Source organism: uncultured Veillonella sp., from assembly GCF_963534045.1.
GTDB lineage: Bacteria > Bacillota > Negativicutes > Veillonellales > Veillonellaceae > Veillonella.
In genome coordinates, this window is sequence record NZ_CAUSQT010000008.1 from 1 (window position 1) to 20130 (window position 20130).

At 38.3% G+C, this 20130-nt stretch carries 16 protein-coding genes and 1 riboswitch; of the genes, 2 read left to right on the plus strand and 14 right to left on the minus strand.

All coding sequences use genetic code 11. The features are described from left to right. Positions 1 to 170: 170 nt before the first annotated feature. The 3 genes from RYP29_RS02830 to RYP29_RS02840 all read right to left on the minus strand — a co-directional run bounded on the left by RYP29_RS02830 (position 171) and on the right by RYP29_RS02840 (position 2867). The gene (locus RYP29_RS02830; RefSeq protein ID WP_311532130.1) at positions 171 to 914 is read right to left on the minus strand and encodes a DUF4241 domain-containing protein; all 744 of its coding nucleotides are present in this window, start codon (positions 912 to 914) and stop codon (positions 171 to 173) included. A gap of 11 nt (positions 915 to 925) precedes the next feature. Next, positions 926 to 1816: an HAD family hydrolase gene (locus tag RYP29_RS02835; protein WP_311532131.1), complete on the minus strand. Its 891-nt coding sequence runs from the start codon at positions 1814 to 1816 to the stop codon at positions 926 to 928. 115 nt (positions 1817 to 1931) lie between these two features. Beyond that, positions 1932 to 2867 carry a DUF1848 domain-containing protein gene (locus RYP29_RS02840; RefSeq protein WP_311532132.1) on the minus strand — a complete coding sequence of 312 codons (936 nt, stop codon included), beginning with the start codon at positions 2865 to 2867 and terminating at the stop codon, positions 1932 to 1934. 125 nt (positions 2868 to 2992) lie between these two features. On the opposite strand from RYP29_RS02840, the gene RYP29_RS02845 reads away from it, so the two are divergent. After that, positions 2993 to 3739 carry a class I SAM-dependent methyltransferase gene (locus RYP29_RS02845; RefSeq protein ID WP_311532133.1) on the plus strand — a complete coding sequence of 249 codons (747 nt, stop codon included), beginning with the start codon at positions 2993 to 2995 and terminating at the stop codon, positions 3737 to 3739. 82 nt (positions 3740 to 3821) lie between these two features. Here the strand turns inward: RYP29_RS02845 and RYP29_RS02850 are convergent, their stop codons facing one another. From RYP29_RS02850 to ribD, 9 genes are all read right to left on the minus strand, one after another. Then, positions 3822 to 5105, minus strand: a complete 1284-nt coding sequence (locus tag RYP29_RS02850) for an amidohydrolase (protein ID WP_311532135.1) — start codon at positions 5103 to 5105, stop codon at positions 3822 to 3824. A gap of 72 nt (positions 5106 to 5177) precedes the next feature. Beyond that, entirely contained in the window at positions 5178 to 6422 is a 1245-nt protein-coding gene (locus tag RYP29_RS02855; protein ID WP_311532137.1) for an adenosylhomocysteinase, read from the minus strand. 96 nt (positions 6423 to 6518) lie between these two features. After that, complete coding sequence (mtnA, locus tag RYP29_RS02860; protein WP_311532139.1) at positions 6519 to 7577, minus strand: S-methyl-5-thioribose-1-phosphate isomerase; 1059 nt, start codon at positions 7575 to 7577, stop codon at positions 6519 to 6521. Between the two features lie 43 nt (positions 7578 to 7620). Beyond that, on the minus strand, positions 7621 to 8415 hold the full coding sequence (gene mtnP / locus RYP29_RS02865; RefSeq protein ID WP_311532141.1) for an S-methyl-5'-thioadenosine phosphorylase: 795 nt from the start codon (positions 8413 to 8415) through the stop codon (positions 7621 to 7623). A 75-nt stretch (positions 8416 to 8490) separates the two neighbouring features. Next, positions 8491 to 9369, minus strand: a complete 879-nt coding sequence (gene hslO, locus RYP29_RS02870; RefSeq protein ID WP_311532142.1) for an Hsp33 family molecular chaperone HslO — start codon at positions 9367 to 9369, stop codon at positions 8491 to 8493. Positions 9370 to 9565: 196 nt separating this feature from the next. Further along, positions 9566 to 10027, minus strand: coding sequence for a 6,7-dimethyl-8-ribityllumazine synthase (gene ribE, locus RYP29_RS02875; protein WP_005377561.1), 462 nt, complete (start codon positions 10025 to 10027; stop codon positions 9566 to 9568). Positions 10028 to 10080: 53 nt separating this feature from the next. Next, the gene (locus RYP29_RS02880) at positions 10081 to 11283 is read right to left on the minus strand and encodes a bifunctional 3,4-dihydroxy-2-butanone-4-phosphate synthase/GTP cyclohydrolase II (RefSeq protein ID WP_301835921.1); all 1203 of its coding nucleotides are present in this window, start codon (positions 11281 to 11283) and stop codon (positions 10081 to 10083) included. 17 nt (positions 11284 to 11300) lie between these two features. Next, on the minus strand, positions 11301 to 11957 hold the full coding sequence (locus RYP29_RS02885) for a riboflavin synthase (protein ID WP_311532147.1): 657 nt from the start codon (positions 11955 to 11957) through the stop codon (positions 11301 to 11303). After that, positions 11938 to 13158, minus strand: a complete 1221-nt coding sequence (gene ribD, locus RYP29_RS02890; protein WP_311532148.1) for a bifunctional diaminohydroxyphosphoribosylaminopyrimidine deaminase/5-amino-6-(5-phosphoribosylamino)uracil reductase RibD — start codon at positions 13156 to 13158, stop codon at positions 11938 to 11940. The genes RYP29_RS02885 and ribD overlap by 20 nt, the downstream gene beginning before the upstream one ends. Positions 13159 to 13231: 73 nt before the next feature. Further along, a riboswitch (FMN riboswitch) is annotated at positions 13232 to 13347 on the minus strand. A 245-nt stretch (positions 13348 to 13592) separates the two neighbouring features. Between ribD and poxB the strand changes: the two genes are divergently transcribed. Further along, positions 13593 to 15338, plus strand: a complete 1746-nt coding sequence (gene poxB, locus RYP29_RS02895) for a ubiquinone-dependent pyruvate dehydrogenase (RefSeq protein ID WP_311532151.1) — start codon at positions 13593 to 13595, stop codon at positions 15336 to 15338. Positions 15339 to 15412: 74 nt separating this feature from the next. Here poxB and RYP29_RS02900 read toward each other — a convergent pair whose 3' ends face one another. Both RYP29_RS02900 and holA read right to left on the minus strand, forming a co-directional pair. Then, on the minus strand, positions 15413 to 19138 hold the full coding sequence (locus tag RYP29_RS02900; protein ID WP_311532153.1) for a PolC-type DNA polymerase III: 3726 nt from the start codon (positions 19136 to 19138) through the stop codon (positions 15413 to 15415). Between the two features lie 2 nt (positions 19139 to 19140). Then, on the minus strand, positions 19141 to 20121 hold the full coding sequence (holA, locus tag RYP29_RS02905) for a DNA polymerase III subunit delta (RefSeq protein WP_311532154.1): 981 nt from the start codon (positions 20119 to 20121) through the stop codon (positions 19141 to 19143). Positions 20122 to 20130: the final 9 nt, after the last annotated feature.

Below are 20130 nucleotides of genomic sequence, written 5' to 3' on the forward strand. Positions count from 1 at the left end.
AACATTCCTTACGTTTTCTTGCAGAAATCGTTGTAGGTCTCAGTTGTTTACGTGTTGTTATTAACTGGATTTTTGGCATTTAATAATCGAATATATTAATATACTAAAGGCGCCTAGCATTGCTAAGCGCCTTATTTTTGTATTCATAGATCTATATACTATTTTTATTATTAATCATTAGAGCTACAGCTAATGTATTCAATAATGATTTGGCATATATCACCGGCTTCATCAAATGCCCAATATACAGGATATAAACCATCACCAAAGCCAGATTGTATCATTGGTACATACAAATCGGTGTTTGGAATTTTAAAATTAATCCAATCGCCACCAGGTCGTTGAAATTTAGGATAAGCGATAGCATTTAATTTAAATAGTTCATCAAAGTAATCATCATAAATATTGCCATCAGGATGTTGTTCATACCACTGACGATCAAATTCTTTATATGCACGAACCGTGGCTTCATCTACAATGGTTGCTAATCCTGCGTCTACAGGAAAGCCAATATAGCTTTCACCATCTTCTAACTCGCTTAAATCTTCATGACCTTTAAGAGCTAACTCATATTGGACAGGTTTTGTATTCTTAAATAATACCCTAGTTAATACATAACGATAATAATCTATATCTAGTTCAGCCACTTTTGTTTCTATCGGATAGGTTCCTGGTTCTACAGTGCGTATATATGTCTTATTATCAACAGCAGCTAAATGTGTTAAAGGATCACAAGCAACAATATGACCTGTAGGAAAAGCTACATGTCCCATCTGCAATGTATATAGTTTTTTGCCAAATATTTCATCAGCTTCGAATATGGCATGATAATCAACTGGTGCTTTTAATTTCCCTTCACCACCTAGATGATTAAATGTGTCTATCCATTCCTTTGATATATCCTGTGTATTCATTATAGCAACTCCTATCTATGTGATTCTGCTTCGTGCTTATTACGTACATATTGTTGTTCTAACGCTTCATAAGCCGCTGTTTTCTGAATGATTTGTTTAACCACAGTATCTAAATCAGATCCATCTGTATAATCTGCCGGTGCATAATAACGAATGCGATGATGTTGCATCATTTTATAAACCTTATCCTTATTCTTGCTATTAGGATCGTATACACCAATTGAATGACCGCCATTGACATTGACAAGGCTCATGCAAGGAATATCTGTATCACTATCACCTATATAAATCATATTGCGGAACGGTACACGTTGTTCTTCAGGACGGATGTAATCGTTTACACCGAGATCATTTATATCTAATACGCCTTTTTGTATACGGAATAAGAACTGCGTTTTATTCGTGTAATTGATGGCTTGTGCAGGCCAGACGGCCACTCCTTTATCATCAAACATAAATGCGCTGGCATAGATTTTTTTGAAAGCCCCATTCTTTGCCATTTCAGTGCCTTCAATCATCTCTTTTAAGCCAGAAGATATGATGTAATGTTCGATTTGTACACCTTGTTTTAACCCGTACTGGCGGATACGTTCAAACCAACTACTCACACCATTATATAAGGCCACCTTACTTCCATAATCGGCTAATACCTCTTTCGTAAGGAATTGTTTACCATACGATTTAGTAGCCATCATATACATATACGCCAAGTTATTGTCCATATCATGTTCTTTAGCAAGTGTATTCGATTCTTTCCAAAATTCGTTGACGTCTACATTCAAGGATTGGATAAAGCCTTGTGCTTGCATATCATCAGGTGACAAGGTCTTATCGAAATCATAACAAATTGCTAATACGGGTAAATCAGATTCTGCAGATACTTGATTTTTATAGGTAATCATAAGACACCTCCTTTTAATACATAAAATACATTCCTCTACTTATATACATTCCAGAAAAGCTTCGTTGACAAGCAAATTCGATCAAAAAACTGCAATAATATTTTTACCCCTGAAATTATGGGTTAAAAAGGCTGTTTTGGACGGGAATACTATATTTAGAGGCGCTACTAATTTTTATAGTATCATTAGGGTTTATATGTCCAATCAATAATGAAGATTGAGGATCATGGTTATTTCTATTGATGCGTACAGCTTGCTGATTAGTATTGGCATAACAATAACGGCAAAAATGACTGCATGTATCATAAGCACCTATATCGCCATGTAAATAACAATTACATTCAGTCCTTGCCGGTCTTTTCTTAGGCACCTTTAATTTTACATTCCACGCCCGTTCATAGCAATCTATGGTTAAACAGCCGCTTGTATCAGCGCCAATATGTTTGAACGTATCACCTTCACCACATGTTTTTAAGGTCATGCCAAATTGATTAGCAATGTCTACCAAGTTCTTCATCAAACGTATTTGTATATCTTTTGGTGGTCGTTTTCCTTCTGGAAAGTTTCGTAATACCTTATCGTATATATCTAAATAACTGGCTATCACTGTATCTGTATACCCTTCTAATGATTTAGCCATCTTGTAAAAGCTTTCACAATGAAAATCGAAAGAATACGTGTGATTGATAAGAATCGGATCATAGCGCCATACCATTGATTGAGGATTTAGGCCATTACTAATAGTTTTAAACCCATTAATCACCTGTTCATATGGAGGTACATAAGGTTCAATATCAGTACCATACGGTGTAATCGTCATATGCCAATATTGACGATGGTCAGCAATATATGGCAAATACTGTATAAATGGCAGTGGATTTTTAGTACAAAAAGCGATGCCATCGACGATGTTATGATTAATCATATACCGCGTAATCTGATTAGGATGATAAGGATTACGTACATCTACAAAACCAGATTTCACACGATTGATAAACCACTGTCCATAAAAGGCTGGAATATCTGTTCTTTGTCCCGTCTGTAAAATCATAATCCTTTTCCTTCCTTTCAGAGCTTCTATTTTATTATATCTAATGTAGTCAATTTATGAAATATTTCATAGGAATACTACCATAGGTATGATACTATTAGTACAGTAAAAAATAAGGAGATACTATGAACGATTCATTTAATCATATTATTCATCCTAAGGAGGATGACAAAACATTTATTACATCCTATTGGACAGAGCGTGCCAAGGATTTTCGTAAATTGCGTGAAAAAGAATTACAAAGCCCTAAGCTTTTATTGTGGCGCGATGAATTACTAAAACACATGGAAGGGAAATCTAATTTACGTATTTTAGATATCGGATGTGGTGCTGGTTTTTTCAGTATTATTCTGTCTCAGTTAGGACATACTGTAATGGGCATCGATATTACGCCTAACATGATTGAAGAATCTAAACTATTAGCTCAATCTGTTGGTAGTACAGCCCAATTTGCTGTTATGGACGCTGAAAACCTAAATTTTGATGACAACACCTTTGATATTATTGTAGCTCGCAATGTAACATGGAATTTACCACATCCAGATCAAGCGTATAAGGAATGGTTACGAGTTCTTAAATCTGGCGGTATGATTTTAAATTATGATGCAGAACACGCTAAAAATCATCACCATCTACCTCAATCTGTTCACAATGCGCATGAACATATCAAATCTGAACTATTAGAAAAATGTCACACCATCTATCATATGTTATCTATTAGCGGCACAGATCGTCCTGAATGGGATAAACAGCTTCTAGAATCTTATGATGCTACCGTAACAATAGATTCGACTGTAGGACCTCGCATCTATGCAGAAGAAGATGAATTTTATATCCCTGTGCCTATGTTTTTGGTGAAAGCTATTAAATAGAATACCTCTTACGCTGGACAACATAAAACCCACTCTATGAAATATATCATGAGTGGGTTTTTGTTATGTGTGGTATAAAATCTTAGTTTTTAAAATACTCTTGAGCTTTACCAATTTCGCTACGCAATTTTTCTTCATCGATAGTCAATAGTTCTTTATTTTTCATAAGAATCTTACCAGCTACAATGACTGTATTAGCATCAGAGCTATTAGCTGAGTATACAAGTGCTGCTACATCATTATATCGAGGCATCCAGTGCATACCAGATACATCATACAATACGATATCTGCACGTTGACCTACTGCAATTTTACCGAGGTCATTATATCCAAGAGCTTTAGCCCCTTCTACAGTCCCCATATTCCAAGCCGCTTGTGCAGGAATAGCCTTTGGATCATAAAGACGAGCTTTATGTAATGTAGCTGCCAAACGTACTTCTTCTAGCATATCTGCATTGTTATTGGATGCAGAACCGTCTGTACCAAGACCTACAGTAATGCCTTTTTCTATCATTTCAGGAATAGGCGCAATACCACTAGCCAATTTCAAATTAGATTGTGGATTATGAGCTACAGCTACATTATTTTCAGCCATAATAGCCATATCTTCTTCTGTTACATGTACGCAGTGAGCTGCCAATGTAGTATTCCAGAACAAACCTAAATCATGCATATGGGCGATTGGTGTCTTGCCAGTCGCTTTTATAACATTTTCCACTTCCCCTTTAGTTTCGGACAAGTGCATATGAATGCCACAATTTAGTTCATAAGACAATGCAATAACCTTTTCCATATACGCATCTGGACAAGTATATGGCGCATGAGGTCCTAATAGAACCTTGATGCGGTCATTATCATAACCATGATAAGTGCGAGATAAATCTGCATTTTCCACAAGCGCTTGATCAGCTGTAGGAGAAACACCAGCAAGACCACGGGACAATACAGCGCGAATACCGGTTTCTTTCACCACATCAGCTGTTGTGTTCATAAAGAAATACATATCGCTAAATGTAGTTGTACCAGAACGTAGCATCTCTGCAATACCTAGTTGTGTGCCCCATTTAACAAGATCATCATTCAATTTAGCTTCCGTTGGCCAAATTGCAGTTTCAAGCCAATCCATAAGTTCTAAGTCATCAGCGTAGTTACGGAACAATCCCATCGCTATATGGGTATGCGTATTGACAAGACCTGGAGCAGCCAATTGACCTTTACCGTCTAGTGTTTCCTTTGATTGCACAGATTTTGCTTCTTCTGCGGTTAAAATAGCAGTAATATAACCATTTTCGATTTCAACGGCATGATTTTTTAATGTTCCATTATCGGTAAGAACATCTACATTGGTAATTAATAAATCCGACATAATGCCTCCTTGCATAGGTATAACCGAGTCTATATAGACTCGGTTAATAATACGTTCAAGTTAAAGATTATATTAGTTTACCTTTGTTAAGTAATCGATTTGATCTTGCGTTAATGCATCTAAATCGTAGCCCATAGAGTGCAATTTGATTTTTGCTACTTCTTCATCAAGTTCACGAGGCAATACATATACTTTTGATTCCATGTTTTTACCATTGTTCAATACATGTTCAGCAGCCAATGCTTGCATAGCAAAGGACAAGTCCATGATTTCAGCAGGATGACCATCACCTGCTGCTAAGTTTACAAGACGACCTTCAGCTAATACATAAATTTTGCGACCATCAGCCATTGTATAGCCTTCAATATTTTGACGAACACGTTCATGGCTAACTGCAACTTCTTCTAAATCATGAACATTAACTTCGCAGTCAAAGTGACCAGCATTACAAAGAACAGCTTTATCTTTCATAACTTCGTAATGTTCTTTTACGATAACATCTTTACAGCCTGTTACCGTACAGAAGATATCACCGATTTTAGCAGCTTCTATCATAGGCAATACAGTAAAACCATCGAATACTGCTTCAATAGCTTTAATAGGGTCAACTTCTGTAACAAATACGTGGGCACCTAAGCCTTTAGCGCGCATTGCAACGCCTTTACCGCACCAGCCATAACCAGCGACAACAACATTTTTACCTGCTACTGTAAGGTTTGTAGTACGCATGATACCATCCCATACGGATTGGCCTGTACCATAGCGGTTATCGAATAAGTATTTGCAGTTAGAATCATTAACAGCAATCATAGGGAATGTCAATTGTTTAGCATGTTCTAAGGCATATAAACGATGAACACCTGTTGTAGTTTCTTCACTACCACCTAACAAACGTTCTTTTGCATCAGTACGTGTTGTGTGTAATAGATTAACAAGGTCACCACCGTCATCGATGATAATATGAGGTTTATGATCCAACGCTTTGTTGAGGAACATAAAATATTCTTCATCAGTACAATCGTACCAAGCATATACAGTAAGGCCCATATCAACAAGACCTGCTGCTACATCATCTTGTGTAGAAAGAGGATTAGAACCAGTAACGATAACATCAGCACCACCGCGTTTTAAAACGGTTGCAAGGTATGCAGTTTTAGCTTCCAAGTGAACGGAAACAACAATTGTTTGACCTTTGAAAGTTTGTTCTTTTTCAAAACGGTCGCCCAATGTATTTAATGTAGGCATAAAATTAGAAACCCATTCAATTTTTTTACGGCCTTCAGCAGCGAGATTAATGTCTTTAATTAATGATTGCATATGTACCCCTTCATTTGTAAATTAATAAATTATATACAAGTTATGGAAAGAACTTACTTCAAAATGATAAGTATTTATATAACCCCATTGTGAAAACTATTTGCTTTCAACAACGGATTGTAAACGAGCAATAGACTCTTGATAATTCGGTGTTAATACACCTTCTTCAGTAATAATAGCTGTTACTAGTTCATGAGGTGTTACATCAAAAGCAGGATTTAATACATGAATACCTATAGGTGCAGATGGCACACCTTGGAATGACAATACTTCATCATCAGCACGCATTTCAATAGGAATGTCCTTCCCATCTTTTAGTGTAAAGTCAAATGTACTATAGGGAGCAGCCACATAAAATGGAATATTATGGAATTTTGCAAGTACTGCTAATCCATAGGTGCCAATTTTGTTGGCTACATCGCCTTCCGTTGTAATACGATCGGCTCCGACGATAATAGCATCGATTAAGCCTTGTTGCATTGCATAGGCCGCCATATTATCAGTCTCTAGTGTAACAGGAATGCCATCTTCATGGAGTTCAAAAGCCGTTAAACGGGCCCCTTGTAATAAAGGACGCGTTTCGTCGGCGTACACCATTTCCAATTGGCCTTGCTCATGTAGTTTACGAATCACACCAAGTGCAGTACCAAGGCCACCTGTAGCCAAAGCACCAGCATTACAATGTGTTAAAATTCGTAAATTCTGTTTTCCTTTAAATAAAGAGGCGCCATTAATAGCCATGCGTGTGTTGAGCTCAACATCCTCTGTATGTATAGCTATGGCCTCTTGCGTGATGCTGTCTACAATGTCCTCCATAGACGTAAATGGATGAGCTTTCACAATAGCTATAATACGATTAACAGCCCAAGCTAAATTAATCGCCGTCGGTCGAGTTTCCTTTAATTCTTCACTCCACTCATAAAATGCTGATAGTTGTTCAGAAAAAGGAACCTCTAAACGATTTGCTTCCTCAGCCGCTAGAATAAGACCATACCCCGCAGCGACACCGATAGCAGGAGCTCCACGGACACGAAGCATCTTAATCGCCTCTGCTACTTGTCGCCAATCGGTACAATGTATATATTCCACCTGAGTCGGCAATTTTGTTTGATCTAATAAAATGAGCGTACCATCACGCCATTCAATATTTTTCATGAGACATCCCTCCACATTGTCGCGTCAAAATGGATACAATCTCTTATAATTTAAAGCCACCGTATTCAGCCATGCGATAATGTGCAGCGTAGTCTGCATTCATATCGATAGCCTCAATTGTACTTAAGATAAGAGCTTTCAATTGAGATGCCATTTCACCCATCATTTCAACTACTTCACTGTGAGTAAGGGCATTTTCAGAAATGCCAGCAGCGTAGTTAGTAATCATGGAGATTGTTGTATACGCCATTTCTGCTTCGTTTGCAAGATTGACCTCTGGTACGTTCGTCATACCTACCGTATCGCCACCAAGCATATGGAACATCTTAATCTCTGCTGGTGTTTCAAAACGTGGACCTTCTGTACAAACATAGGTACCGCCATTATGAATAGACAATTTTTGTTCTTTACCTACAGATTCAATGATTTGACGAAGCTCAGGGCAATAAGGATTTGTCACATCTAAATGTGCTACCGGACGATCGCCACCTTCATAGAATGTAGTGACACGATTTTTTGTAAAATCAAGAAATTGATCTGTTAAGACAAAGTGACCAGGTTCAAAATTCTTATTCAAAGAACCTACAGCAGTTGTAGAAATAATAAATTTAACACCTAGTTTTTTTAGGCCCCAAATATTAGCACGATAATTAATTTTATGTGGAGGAATCGTATGGTCTTTACCATGACGAGCCACAAAAATTACAGTTTTACCTTTATATGTTCCTTGAACATAATCAATTTCTCCATAAGGAGTCATCAAGGATTCTTCATGAATATTTTCAAAAATAGACGGATCATAAACACCGGTTCCGCCAATAACACCGATTGCACTCATAGTTGCCTCCTATTAAAAATACTCTATCTTTATATTGTCGCACATAATGATAAAACAATCTATACATAAGTCCTATTATTGAATAGGTCCTTTAGGTGTAAACATATCTTCTAGTTCTTTTTTAGAGAAATGATATTTTTCATTACAGTAATGACAAACAAGTTCTGTTGTTTCATCTTCTAAGAGGGATTTCTTATCATCTTCACGCAATGTCATAAGAACGCCAGCGAATCGATCTCGGCTACAACGACATTTAAAAGATACTGGTTCGTTATAGACTTCGTTAACAGTAAGTCCATCTAGTACTTTTTCAACGAGTCCTTTACCATCTGGGTGATCTTTTAAATATTCTGTAACAGGTCCTAATTCGTTGATATTCTTTTCTACCATAGCCAGAGCAGCATCGGTAGCATCTGGCAAAGCTTGAACGATAAAACCACCCGCTACAATTGTATGATAGTCTGGGTCTACGAGAACGCCTAGGCTAATTGTAGAAGGCACTTGTTCAGATGTGTATAAATAATACGCTAAATCCTCTGCCACTTCACCACTTTGAATAGGACTGGTAGACGTATAATCTTGAGCTAATTTTGTAAATCTTGTAACTTGTACTTCTCCATGATGGCCAACAGCAGCACCTACGTCGAGTTTTCCAGCACGTTTTAATGGCACATCCACATGTGGCTCATCTACATAACCGCGAACAGTATTATCGGAAAATGCATCAACATGTACAACACCAAGCGGGCCATCACCTTTAATACGAAGGCTAACATTCTCGTGATTTTTAAAATCACCAGCCAATAATAGAGCCCCCGTCATAGCACGACCTAGAGCAGCTGTTGCGACAGGCCATAAATCATGACGTACACGTGCAGTTTCTACTGTATCCGTAGTAACAGCTAATGACATACGCACACCTTCACGGGTAGTAAAACGTTTTATATAATCCATTTAATCATTCCTTATTTATAATCAAATTTTTATGTAATAACACACTTTAGTGCTTATATAGTATAGCATGATATCTATATATTTTCCATTATTATAGAACGTATGTTTGTTTAGTTGAATTTTACTACAAAAGAACATATTTTCGATATAAAAAACACTCAGTATCATATGATACCGAGTGTTTAGTAACGTTGATTTAGATTTGATCGATAAGATTAACCATTTCAATAGCACCCATAGCGCAATCGTAACCTTTATTACCCGCTTTTGTACCAGCGCGTTCAATAGCTTGTTCAATATTTTCAGTTGTTACTACACCGAACATAACAGGGATACCTGTTTCTAAAGAAACGTGAGCAATCCCCTTAGCCACTTCATTACAAACATAGTCATAATGTGTCGTAGCACCACGAATAACGGCGCCTACACAAATAACAGCATCATAACGACCAGATAAAGCTGCTTTTTTAGCAATCAAAGGAATTTCATATGCACCAGGAACCCAAATAACTGTAATATCTTCTTGTTTAACATCGTGACGCAATAAGCAGTCTTCTGCACCACCAATTAATTTAGATGTAATGAACTCATTGAAACGAGAACCGATAATAGCAAATTTCTTACCAGTACCAACCAAATTACCTTCTTGAACCATCATGTTATAGCCTCCTATGAATGATTAGCTTACCTATCTAAGTTAGTAAAGAAAAATTAGTCCTCTAACATATGACCCATTTTTTCTTCTTTTGTTTTTAAATAACCTGCATTAAATTTATTTGCAGGAATAATGAGAGGTACACGTTTGTGCACATCAACACCCCAATGTTCTAAGCCATGGCGTTTTTCAGGGTTATTTGTCAATAAACGGATACTCTTAATGCCTAAGAATCGAATAATTTGAGCCGCTAAGGAGTATTCGCGCATATCTGCAGGAAACCCTAATTGTTCATTTGCTTCTACTGTATCGAGGCCTTGTTCTTGCAGTGCATAGGCCTTAATTTTATTTGTTAAGCCAATGCCACGGCCTTCTTGACGCATGTACACAACAACGCCTTTGCCTTCTTTTTCGATAGAGCGTAATGCATTGTCTAATTGTTCGCCACAGTCGCAGCGTTTAGAACCAAATACGTCACCAGTTAAGCATTCGGAGTGAATGCGTACAAGCACATCTTCACAATCTTGTACATCGCCTTTAACGATTGCAAGATGTTCTTTATGGTCTAAATCATTTTTAAATACGAAGATATTAAAATCGCCAAATTTTGTTGGCAATTTGGAACAAGCGCCCAATTCAATCATATCTTCGTGTTGTTTACGGTACTCAATGAGTTCTGCTACGGACGCGATTTTCAAGTCATGTTCCTTAGCAAATTCGACTAAATCCGGTAAACGTGCCATATCGCCATCATCTTTAGTGATTTCACAGATAACAGCAGCCTCTTGTAAACCAGCAAGACGGCAAAGGTCTACAGACGCTTCTGTATGACCTTGGCGCACGAGAACGCCACCTTCTTTATATACCAATGGGAATACATGGCCAGGTCGACGGAAATCAGCTGGTTTTGCATTTGGATCCAATAGTTTTTGAATCGTATACGCCCGTTCTGCAGGAGAAACACCTGTTGTAGTATCTACATGGTCTACAGTAACAGTAAATGCAGTTTCATGATTATCCGTATTCTTCGTAACCATAGCAGGAATACCAAGGCGTTCCAAGGCTTCTCGTCTCATTGGTGTACATACGATACCGCGTGCATATTTAACGAAAAAATTAATGTTTTCTTGAGTAGCAAACTCTGCAGCGATAATCAAATCACCTTCATTTTCGCGACTTTCATCATCAACGATAATAACAGGTTTACCAACTTTCATATCTTGAAGAACTTCTTCAATTGTGTTCAATGTATAATTCATGGAGACAACTCCTCCTTTTACATAAATCCATTCTCTACTAATAGAGATTCTATGGATTTTTGGGACTTACTTGTATGTGTAGGCTCATCTAATGTCATGAAATGACGAATATAACGGCCTGTAATATCTGTTTCTAAATTTACTACTGTACCAATCGACGCATGTCCTAGCACAGTTTCACTTAACGTATGGGGAATGATAGATACAGAAAACGTTGATTCTGTTCTCTCCATAATCGTTAAACTAATACCATCAATTGTAATAGATCCTTTATAAATGACATAATCCATAATCGATTCTGGCGCAGAAATGGTAAAAATAATTGCATTATCTGTACGTTTCATATTGACGATACGACCTGTACCATCCACATGTCCAGCCACGATGTGACCGCCAAATCTTCCATTAGCAGCCATCGCCCGTTCGAGATTAACTGGCTGGTTTACCTTTAAATTAGTAAACGTCGTCATGCTAATCGACTCAGGCATCACATCTGCTGTAAATTGATGATTACCAATTGACGTTGCTGTTAAACAAACGCCATTAACCGCCACAGAATCACCGATTTTTAAATCATCAAAAATTTTATGGCCACCAATCGTCAATAATAAGGATTGAGCTCCCTTTTTAACGCTTACTATTTTGCCAACCTCTTCAACGATGCCTGTAAACATAAGAGCCCTCCCTTCCTACACGATAGGATTCTATGCGGATGTTATTATCTAATATTCGCGAACTAGCAAATTCAAGTCTAGGTGCATCATGTAATGTAGCAAAACCTGTACCCCCTACAGCAGATGTACTATTCGTTCCACCTACGACAAGATTGCCTATATAGTTAACAATTTTATCGAAGGCCAATGCTTCAACAAAAGAACTGATAATAGTGGAACCACCTTCAACAAGCACTGATGTGTATCCTTGTTTTCCAAGATGTTCCAAACACGCTTGAATGTCTATCTTCTTAATATCTATAGCTACATCAGTGGTACGTCCTTGACGCACTGATTTTGTTGGAAGTTCCTCTACAATCGCTCCAGCATTAGCCAAAGAAATTCTACGTTGCTCTGGACAACCTTTCGCTACATAGACGATAACCTTGCGATTGGGTATCGTAAATACCTTTGCGTCAATTGGCGTACGCCCTTGACTATCCAATATAACAATATCTGGCTGATGTACCTCTAATGTATTCTCTAGAGATACATCATTTGTGTCGATAACAGCTTGATATAATTCATCTCTAGTCAGTCTACAATTAAGTAAAGGATCATCCGCCAATATAGTACCAATCCCAACAAGCATTGCATCATGAGTTGCTCTTAGCACATGTCCATCCTTACGGGAACTTTCATTCGTAATCCATTGGGATTGACCGGTGAAAGTAGCAATTTTACCATCTAGGGACATAGCACTTTTTATAGTTACAAACGGTTTATGTGTTTTAATAAATGTAAAGAAATGTTCATTCAACTGAATACATTCATCCACACATATATCTGTAGTTACCTCTATACCTGCCTCAGTAAGAATTTGAATACCCTTACCAGCCACTAGTGGATTTGGATCGGTACTACCAATCACAACGCGAGCAATACCAGATTCAACGACACGCTTTGCACATGGCGGGGTCTTACCATAATGAGCACAAGGCTCAAGAGTTACATATAAGGTAGCCCCCATAGCATTATCTCCCGCGGCATCTAAAGCATGCACTTCCGCATGGGCCTCACCAGCCTTATGGTGATACCCTTCGCCAACTATTGTATTATTTTTTACTACGACGGCACCAACCAAGGGATTGGGCGATGTATGTCCAGTTGCCATTTTCGCTAGAGAAATGGCACGCTTCATATATAATTCGTCGTTCATCATAATACCTCAATAAAAAAAGGACTATAAACATAGTCCTTGGGTCATCATATATACACATACAAAATATATGTGCTATTGTCTTTTCTCATCCAGACTCTACTGTCGGTATCGGAATTGCACCGATTCATGCTATATAGCTCGCGGACTATAACCGCCGGTAAGGAATTTCACCTATCCCCAAAGACTTATCATATTAATTTATATGTTTATAGTACCACTTTTATGATACTTTCGCAAGATTATACATCAGTTAATGAGAAAAACTATTAAAACTATTAATAATTGATATTTTTCATAGAAATTATACCAACTTAGTGATGTATGCACAATTTTGTGATATTTCTCACATAATAAGGGTATATAAAGTACTAGAATTTATATATACAAGAAAAATAGATATTAATCAATATTAATTACTAATTAGGAGTGATAGTATGTCAAAAAAACGTATTTCTGACGTTCTTATAGAAGTATTAGCCGATGCAGGCATCGAAAGAATTTATGGTATTACGGGTGATAGTTTGAACTCAGTAAACGATAGCTTACGTCGTAATGGCAAAATTCAATTTGAACATGTACGCCACGAAGAATCTGCAGCCTTTGCTGCCGGTGCCGAAGCTCTATTAACAGGTAAATTAACCGTATGTGCTGGTAGCTCTGGCCCTGGTAATCTCCATTTGATCAATGGTCTATTTGATTGTCATCGCAATCGTGTACCAGTGCTCGCTATTGCCTCTCATATTCCACAATCCGAAGTCGGTCTCAACTATTTCCAAGAAACACATCCAGAAAATTTATTTAAAGAGTGCTCTTGTTTCTGTGAACTCGTTTCTAATCCAAAGCAAATGCCTGAAATCCTATTCCGCGCCATGAATGCCGCAGTTGGCAATCGCGATGTAGCCGTAATCGTTCTACCTGGTGATGTGGCCGTTATGGAAACAGAAATTGATGAATTACCTACATGGCATGCGCCTAAATTGCCACGCGTAATTCCTCAATCAGAGGATATTCTTGAAATGGTCCAACATATAACCAATGGCAAACGCATTACACTTTTCTGTGGTGCTGGTTGTGCCGGTGCTCATGACGAAGTGGTTGAACTTGCTACTAAATTACAAGCCCCTGTTGTACATGCTTTCAGAGGCAAAGAATGGGTCGAATGGGACAATCCTTATGATGTGGGCATGACAGGTTTGCTTGGTTATACATCCGGTTACCGTGCTATTGAGCAATGCGATACACTAATCATGCTAGGTACCGATTTCCCTTATCGTCCATTCTATCCTGAAAATGCTAAGGTAATTCAAGTAGACATCAATCCATCTGCCCTAGGTGCACGCGTTCCATTAACACAAGGCATCATAGGTTCTGTGAAAGATACCTTACACGAACTACTCCCTCACCTTACACAACGAGATGATACAGAATTCATCGATACCGTTCGTAAAGCATACACTAAATTCCGCAATGATTTGGACAGCTATGCCGTTGCTGAACCTGATGGTGTAGCAATTCACCCTCAATATTTCGTAAATCGTCTCAATAAATTGGCTGCTGATGATGCCATCTTTACATTTGATGTGGGCACTCCTGTTATCTGGACTGCACGCCATATCAAAACAAATGGCAAACGTCGTATCATTGGCTCCTACAACCACGGTTCCATGGCCAATGCAATGATGCACGCAATAGGCGCTCAAAATGCATGTCCAAATCGCCAAGTTATCTCCCTTTCTGGAGACGGCGGTTTCACAATGATGATGGGCGAAATGTTGTCATTAAAACAATTAAATCTTCCTGTGAAAGTATTCGTATTTAACAATGAAGAACTTAGCTTCATCGCCATGGAAATGAAAGCATCTGGTTACCTAGATTATGCTACAGACTTTGTAAATCCTGACTTTGGTAAACTTGCCGAAGCTGCCGGTATCAAAGGTATTAGCATTACAAACTCTAGCGAAGTAGATGAAAAAATTAAAGAAGCCTTGAACTATAATGAAGGTCCTGTTATTATCAATGTCCGTGTTGATAAACAAGAACTTGCTATGCCTCCAAAAATTGCATACCAACAAGCAAAAGGCTTTAGTAAATACTTGATCAACGCCATCCTTGATGGACGTGGTACGGAACTTAAAGAAATGGCTAAAACTAACTGGATGAAATATAAATCCTTATACTAAAATCTGCCAAAATAATTAAATTGCAAAACTTTCAAAAAAAAGGTGTCATCAAACGATGACACCTTTTAAATTTATTAGCCAAACAGCGACATTTGTTCGTCTTCTGGCAAATCTCCACAGCATTTAAGTTCTTTCATTGTTTCAATGATGGTAGCAGATACCTTACAACGACGTTGCAAGTCTTTTAACGATGTAAACGGTTTTGTATCCCGTTCTTCTACAATAGCATCGGCAACGGTTTCACCAAGTGAATCGATAGCTAAGAATGGTGGTAATAGTGCGCCGTCCTTAATGCTAAATCGGCGAGCACCGGAATGTTGAATATCTACGTTGATAAATCGATACCCTCGTTGATACATTTCCATAGATACCTCTAAGGCGGACATCAAATCCTTTTCCTTAGGGCTGGCACCACGGTCAAGAGCTTTAATACGATTAAATTCTTTCAATTGTGTATTCAAATCACCTGTCATGATGCGTAAATCAAAGGCTTTTGCACGAATGGAGAAATAGGCAGCGTAGAATGCTAACGGATGGTATACCTTAAACCACGCAATGCGGAAGGCCATCATAACGTAAGCAACGGCATGAGCACGAGGGAATAGATAGGAAATCTTTTTACAAGACTCAATAAACCATTCAGGAATATTATTTTCTCGCATTTCTTTTTCAAACTCCGTAGTCGCTTGGCCTTGTTTATTTCTCTTTTCGATGCCCTTCCCTTTACGAACATTTTCCATGACGAAGAAACTATTTTTCTTATTCATGCCACGATGAATCAAAAAGTTCATTACGTCATCACGAGTAGAAATAGCTTCGTTCAATTTACAAGTACCATTTTTAATAAGTTCCTGTGCATTATCGAGCCATACATTCGTACCGTGGGAGAAACCAGAAATACGAACAAGATCAGAGAAGGTTTGTGGCCGTGAATCTTCTAGCATGCCCCGTACAAATTTCGTACCACATTCCGGTACGGCAAGGCTCGCTACTTGGTCCCCTTGCAACTGTTCTGGTGTCAATCCGATACCCTCTGTTGATGAGAATAGGCTTAGCGTTCTTGGATCATCAAAAGGAATCGTCTTCGCATCAATACCGGTCAAATCCTCCAACATACGAATAATCGTCGGATCATCATGGCCCAGAATATCGAGTTTTGTCATACGCCCTTCTATGGAGTGATAATCAAAGTGAGTGGTTAATACGCCACTCTCTTTTTTATTCGCCGGATGTTGTATCGGCGTAAAGTGATGCACGTCCATATCACGAGGACAAACCATGATGCCACCCGGATGTTGTCCTGTCGTATTTTTTACATTTGTAAAACCTTTTGCGAGATGTTCAAGGAATCCACTGCGAGCCTGAATATTTCTAAGCTCTGCATATTTCTTTACATACCCAAATGCAGTCTTATCTGCAATGGTACCAATCGTACCGGCCTTAAATACATTATCACGTCCAAACAGTTCTTCCGTGTATTTATGGGCCTTCGCTTGGTAGTCGCCAGAGAAGTTCAAATCAATATCTGGAACCTTATCGCCTTCGAAACCAAGGAAGATAGCAAATGGAATATCATGACCATTCGTTTGTAATGGATGACCGCAATTAGGACAGTCACGACGCGGTAAATCGAATCCACCGGCGTATTCACCATTTTCATAAAATTCCGACCACTTACATTCAGGGCAAATATAATGCGGTGGCAATGGATTAACCTCTGTAATCTCCGACATGGTCGCTGCAAAGGACGAACCTACAGAACCACGAGAACCTACTAGATAGCCATCATCTAGCGATTTTTTTACCAGCTTATGAGCGATATAGTACAACACGCCATAACCATTGCTGATGATACAGTCGAGCTCATAATCTAGGCGTTCTTGTACAACACGAGGCAATGGATCACCATAAATCTTCTTCGCATTTACATAACACATTTCTGTGAAAGCTTCATCGGCCCCTTCGATTTTAGGTGAATATGTGCCATCTGGCACTGGTTTAATGTCTTCAATACTATCGTTGATGGCCCGTGTATTTGTAACAACAACTTCATAGGCCTTTTCTTTACTCAAATATGGGAATGAAGCTAACATTTCATCAGTAGTACGCAAATGTAAATCAGGTTGTTCATCCGCATCAGGGAACCCACAAGCTGTCAACATAATTTCGCGATAAATCTTTTCTTCTGGCGTTAAATAATGAACGTCACAGGTAGCACATACGCGTTTATTGAGGGCTTCTCCCAATTCAATAACCGTCTTATTCATATCGATAAGAGCTTGTTCATCTGGCACGATACCCTTGCGAATTAAGAATGTATTGTTGGTATGTGGTTGAATTTCAAGATAATCATAGAATGATGCAATCGTTAATAGCTCTTCTTTGGAGGAACCTTTAACAATAGCCTGCATCAATTCACCTGCTTCACAGGCAGATCCTATGAGAATACCTTCACGATGTTCTTCAATGATAGAACGAGGCAAACGAGGTCTCCGTTTATAGTATTCCAAATGGGATATGGAAATCATTTTATATAGATTACGTAAGCCCACCATGTTTTGAGCTAACAAAATAATGTGATATCGAGGCGCCTCGTCTTTTCGTTTTACAACGTCTAAGGATAATTCCTTTTCTAAATCCGCATCATCAACGAGATACCCTTCAACGCCATAAATAACCTTAACACCAAGTTCTTTACCAAGTGCTTGTGCTTCAGGAAAGGCTTGTACAACACCATGGTCCGTAATAGCAACCGCAGGATGGCCCCATTTTTTGACAGTTTTAAATAGATCCTTAATCGATACGAGTGCATCTTTATCACTCATCTTAGTATGGAGATGAAGCTCAACACGAGAATCTGGTCTGTCTTCTGTCCGTTCATTTGTATTGTCTTCTTCGATAGCTTCGATACTTCGTATAGATAAAATATAGTCCTTATCAAATCGATCATCAAAGTTGACACTACCTTGAACGCGCACCTTTTGCAATTTCTTTAATTGCTTTAATAAGGCATCCCCTTCTTCTGGACTATTCGTAAATTTGATAAACTTCATACTGTTCGTATCATCTACGATACTGCCATTTACGATACTTTTACCAGTCCTAGTATCGCGTTTATCAAGGCCAACGAACACACCTTCAAAAATAACACTTGGTGTTTCTACAGTGCCCATGATGCTGGAGGTCGTGCCCTCAATGCGTGGACCTAAAATCATACCCTCATCAGTTGGTGCATCCTTAGGAGCACGTTGTGGATATTTCTTGCCCCCTTTGTGTTGATGTCCGCTATTAGCTGAAGATGTAGATGATGAGCTACTAGATACAGATGGATTTCTTGTAGTTACAGACTCATACGATGTGGGGTCTGGATTAAAATAGTCCAATTCCACCGCATCCATAAATGGCACAAACTCATCTGCATAATCTATTTCATCATCGTTATTACCAGCAAAGGACTTTCCTCTCTCTGGCATGTTTTCTTCCTCTAATTTCTGACGATGCGCTTCAACATCTTCAATAAATTCACCTACACCACAACCACCGGCATAGTAGTATGGTGCAAATTCTTCATCATCGTCATCTACCTTCCACGCAAAGCAGCAAGACGTAGTTGCATTGGTAGGAATCGTATCAAAGGAAATATTTTTTTCTTTGTACCAAGCAGCTAATCGTTCTTGTAATGACACTAATGTTTTAAACGCTGAATCTGCTGCTTGTATGGTTACCTGTTTATCATCACAATTCACATAGAAAGCAGGTTTACTATTCTGTTTTGGTACTACTCGATAACGTACTTTCATTTTTATCCCTTATACCCACAATAGGTCAAACATAAATCCCTAAATCGCCACATATCCCCTTTGCTTGTGCGACTATCTAATATTACCTCATATAATCCTTTTAAGAGTGCTTTTAAAGCCTTTATAGAAATACGAGAACTTGCTTCATAGGCCAGTTTTATAGGGTACGGCTTATAAGAGGCCCCATTTTCTTTACAAAAATGTTCTACTTGTTTAGCTGTCATACCTGCAGCACGACATTCGCTTACCAATAATTGGAGCCGTAACTGTCCTTCAATATAGCCCATAGCGCGGTCAATTTCTTTATAGCTAAACATAAACGGAAATAATTCTAATAAGGTATTCACATCTTGTTTTAATAGAGCTTCTTTAAAGGTAAAGATATTTTTAGCTCCATAATTACTGCTATGTTCCATTAAAAAGGATTTATCAATTTTCTTATGATTTCCTAATAACAGAAAATATCGATCAAACTCGGTGCGCATAAACGCAACCGGCACATCTTGCCACAACTCCAATAGATGAGATAGATAGTCGTGCCCATCAGGCGTCAGCGTATATCCATTAGAGGTGCAATACTGACGAATCCACATCAATAAATCGTCACCTTCTAATCGCTTACATTCCTTATTAGGAATAGATTCTAATATCTTTTTATTTTGTTTTAATCGTTTATCCACCATATCGTGATAGATAATAAGTACTGGATTATCACCGGTATAATTCATCAGTAACTCGGTCAGTGCATCCCATTCTTGACTCTCTTTTTGGCCTGCTTTTTTCAAGATAGGTAGATTGATAAGACAAAATACCTTGGCATCGCCAAATAAAGAATCCTCCATCAATTGTTCTGATATTTTGGAAGGACCTGCTTCATCATGCAACACGCGCACATCTAGATTTTTGTGAGATAAGAAAAACTTTTGTTTCTCTTCTTCTATGAGTTGTGGTTCATTACCATAGATTAGATATACTTGATTCATCGCCAGTCC

What these genes read in the sequence shown, in the direction of transcription:
- RYP29_RS02830 (WP_311532130.1), bottom strand. Translation starts at nt 914, where the DNA reads ATGAATACACAGGATATATCAAAGGAATGGATAGACACATTTAATCAT.
- RYP29_RS02835 (WP_311532131.1), bottom strand. Translation starts at nt 1,816, where the DNA reads ATGATTACCTATAAAAATCAAGTATCTGCAGAATCTGATTTACCCGTA.
- RYP29_RS02840 (WP_311532132.1), bottom strand. Translation starts at nt 2,867, where the DNA reads ATGATTTTACAGACGGGACAAAGAACAGATATTCCAGCCTTTTATGGA.
- RYP29_RS02845 (WP_311532133.1), top strand. Translation starts at nt 2,993, where the DNA reads ATGAACGATTCATTTAATCATATTATTCATCCTAAGGAGGATGACAAA.
- RYP29_RS02850 (WP_311532135.1), bottom strand. Translation starts at nt 5,105, where the DNA reads ATGTCGGATTTATTAATTACCAATGTAGATGTTCTTACCGATAATGGA.
- RYP29_RS02855 (WP_311532137.1), bottom strand. Translation starts at nt 6,422, where the DNA reads ATGCAATCATTAATTAAAGACATTAATCTCGCTGCTGAAGGCCGTAAA.
- mtnA (WP_311532139.1), bottom strand. Translation starts at nt 7,577, where the DNA reads ATGAAAAATATTGAATGGCGTGATGGTACGCTCATTTTATTAGATCAA.
- mtnP (WP_311532141.1), bottom strand. Translation starts at nt 8,415, where the DNA reads ATGAGTGCAATCGGTGTTATTGGCGGAACCGGTGTTTATGATCCGTCT.
- hslO (WP_311532142.1), bottom strand. Translation starts at nt 9,369, where the DNA reads ATGGATTATATAAAACGTTTTACTACCCGTGAAGGTGTGCGTATGTCA.
- ribE (WP_005377561.1), bottom strand. Translation starts at nt 10,027, where the DNA reads ATGATGGTTCAAGAAGGTAATTTGGTTGGTACTGGTAAGAAATTTGCT.
- RYP29_RS02880 (WP_301835921.1), bottom strand. Translation starts at nt 11,283, where the DNA reads ATGAATTATACATTGAACACAATTGAAGAAGTTCTTCAAGATATGAAA.
- RYP29_RS02885 (WP_311532147.1), bottom strand. Translation starts at nt 11,957, where the DNA reads ATGTTTACAGGCATCGTTGAAGAGGTTGGCAAAATAGTAAGCGTTAAA.
- ribD (WP_311532148.1), bottom strand. Translation starts at nt 13,158, where the DNA reads ATGATGAACGACGAATTATATATGAAGCGTGCCATTTCTCTAGCGAAA.
- poxB (WP_311532151.1), top strand. Translation starts at nt 13,593, where the DNA reads ATGTCAAAAAAACGTATTTCTGACGTTCTTATAGAAGTATTAGCCGAT.
- RYP29_RS02900 (WP_311532153.1), bottom strand. Translation starts at nt 19,138, where the DNA reads ATGAAAGTACGTTATCGAGTAGTACCAAAACAGAATAGTAAACCTGCT.
- holA (WP_311532154.1), bottom strand. Translation starts at nt 20,121, where the DNA reads ATGAATCAAGTATATCTAATCTATGGTAATGAACCACAACTCATAGAA.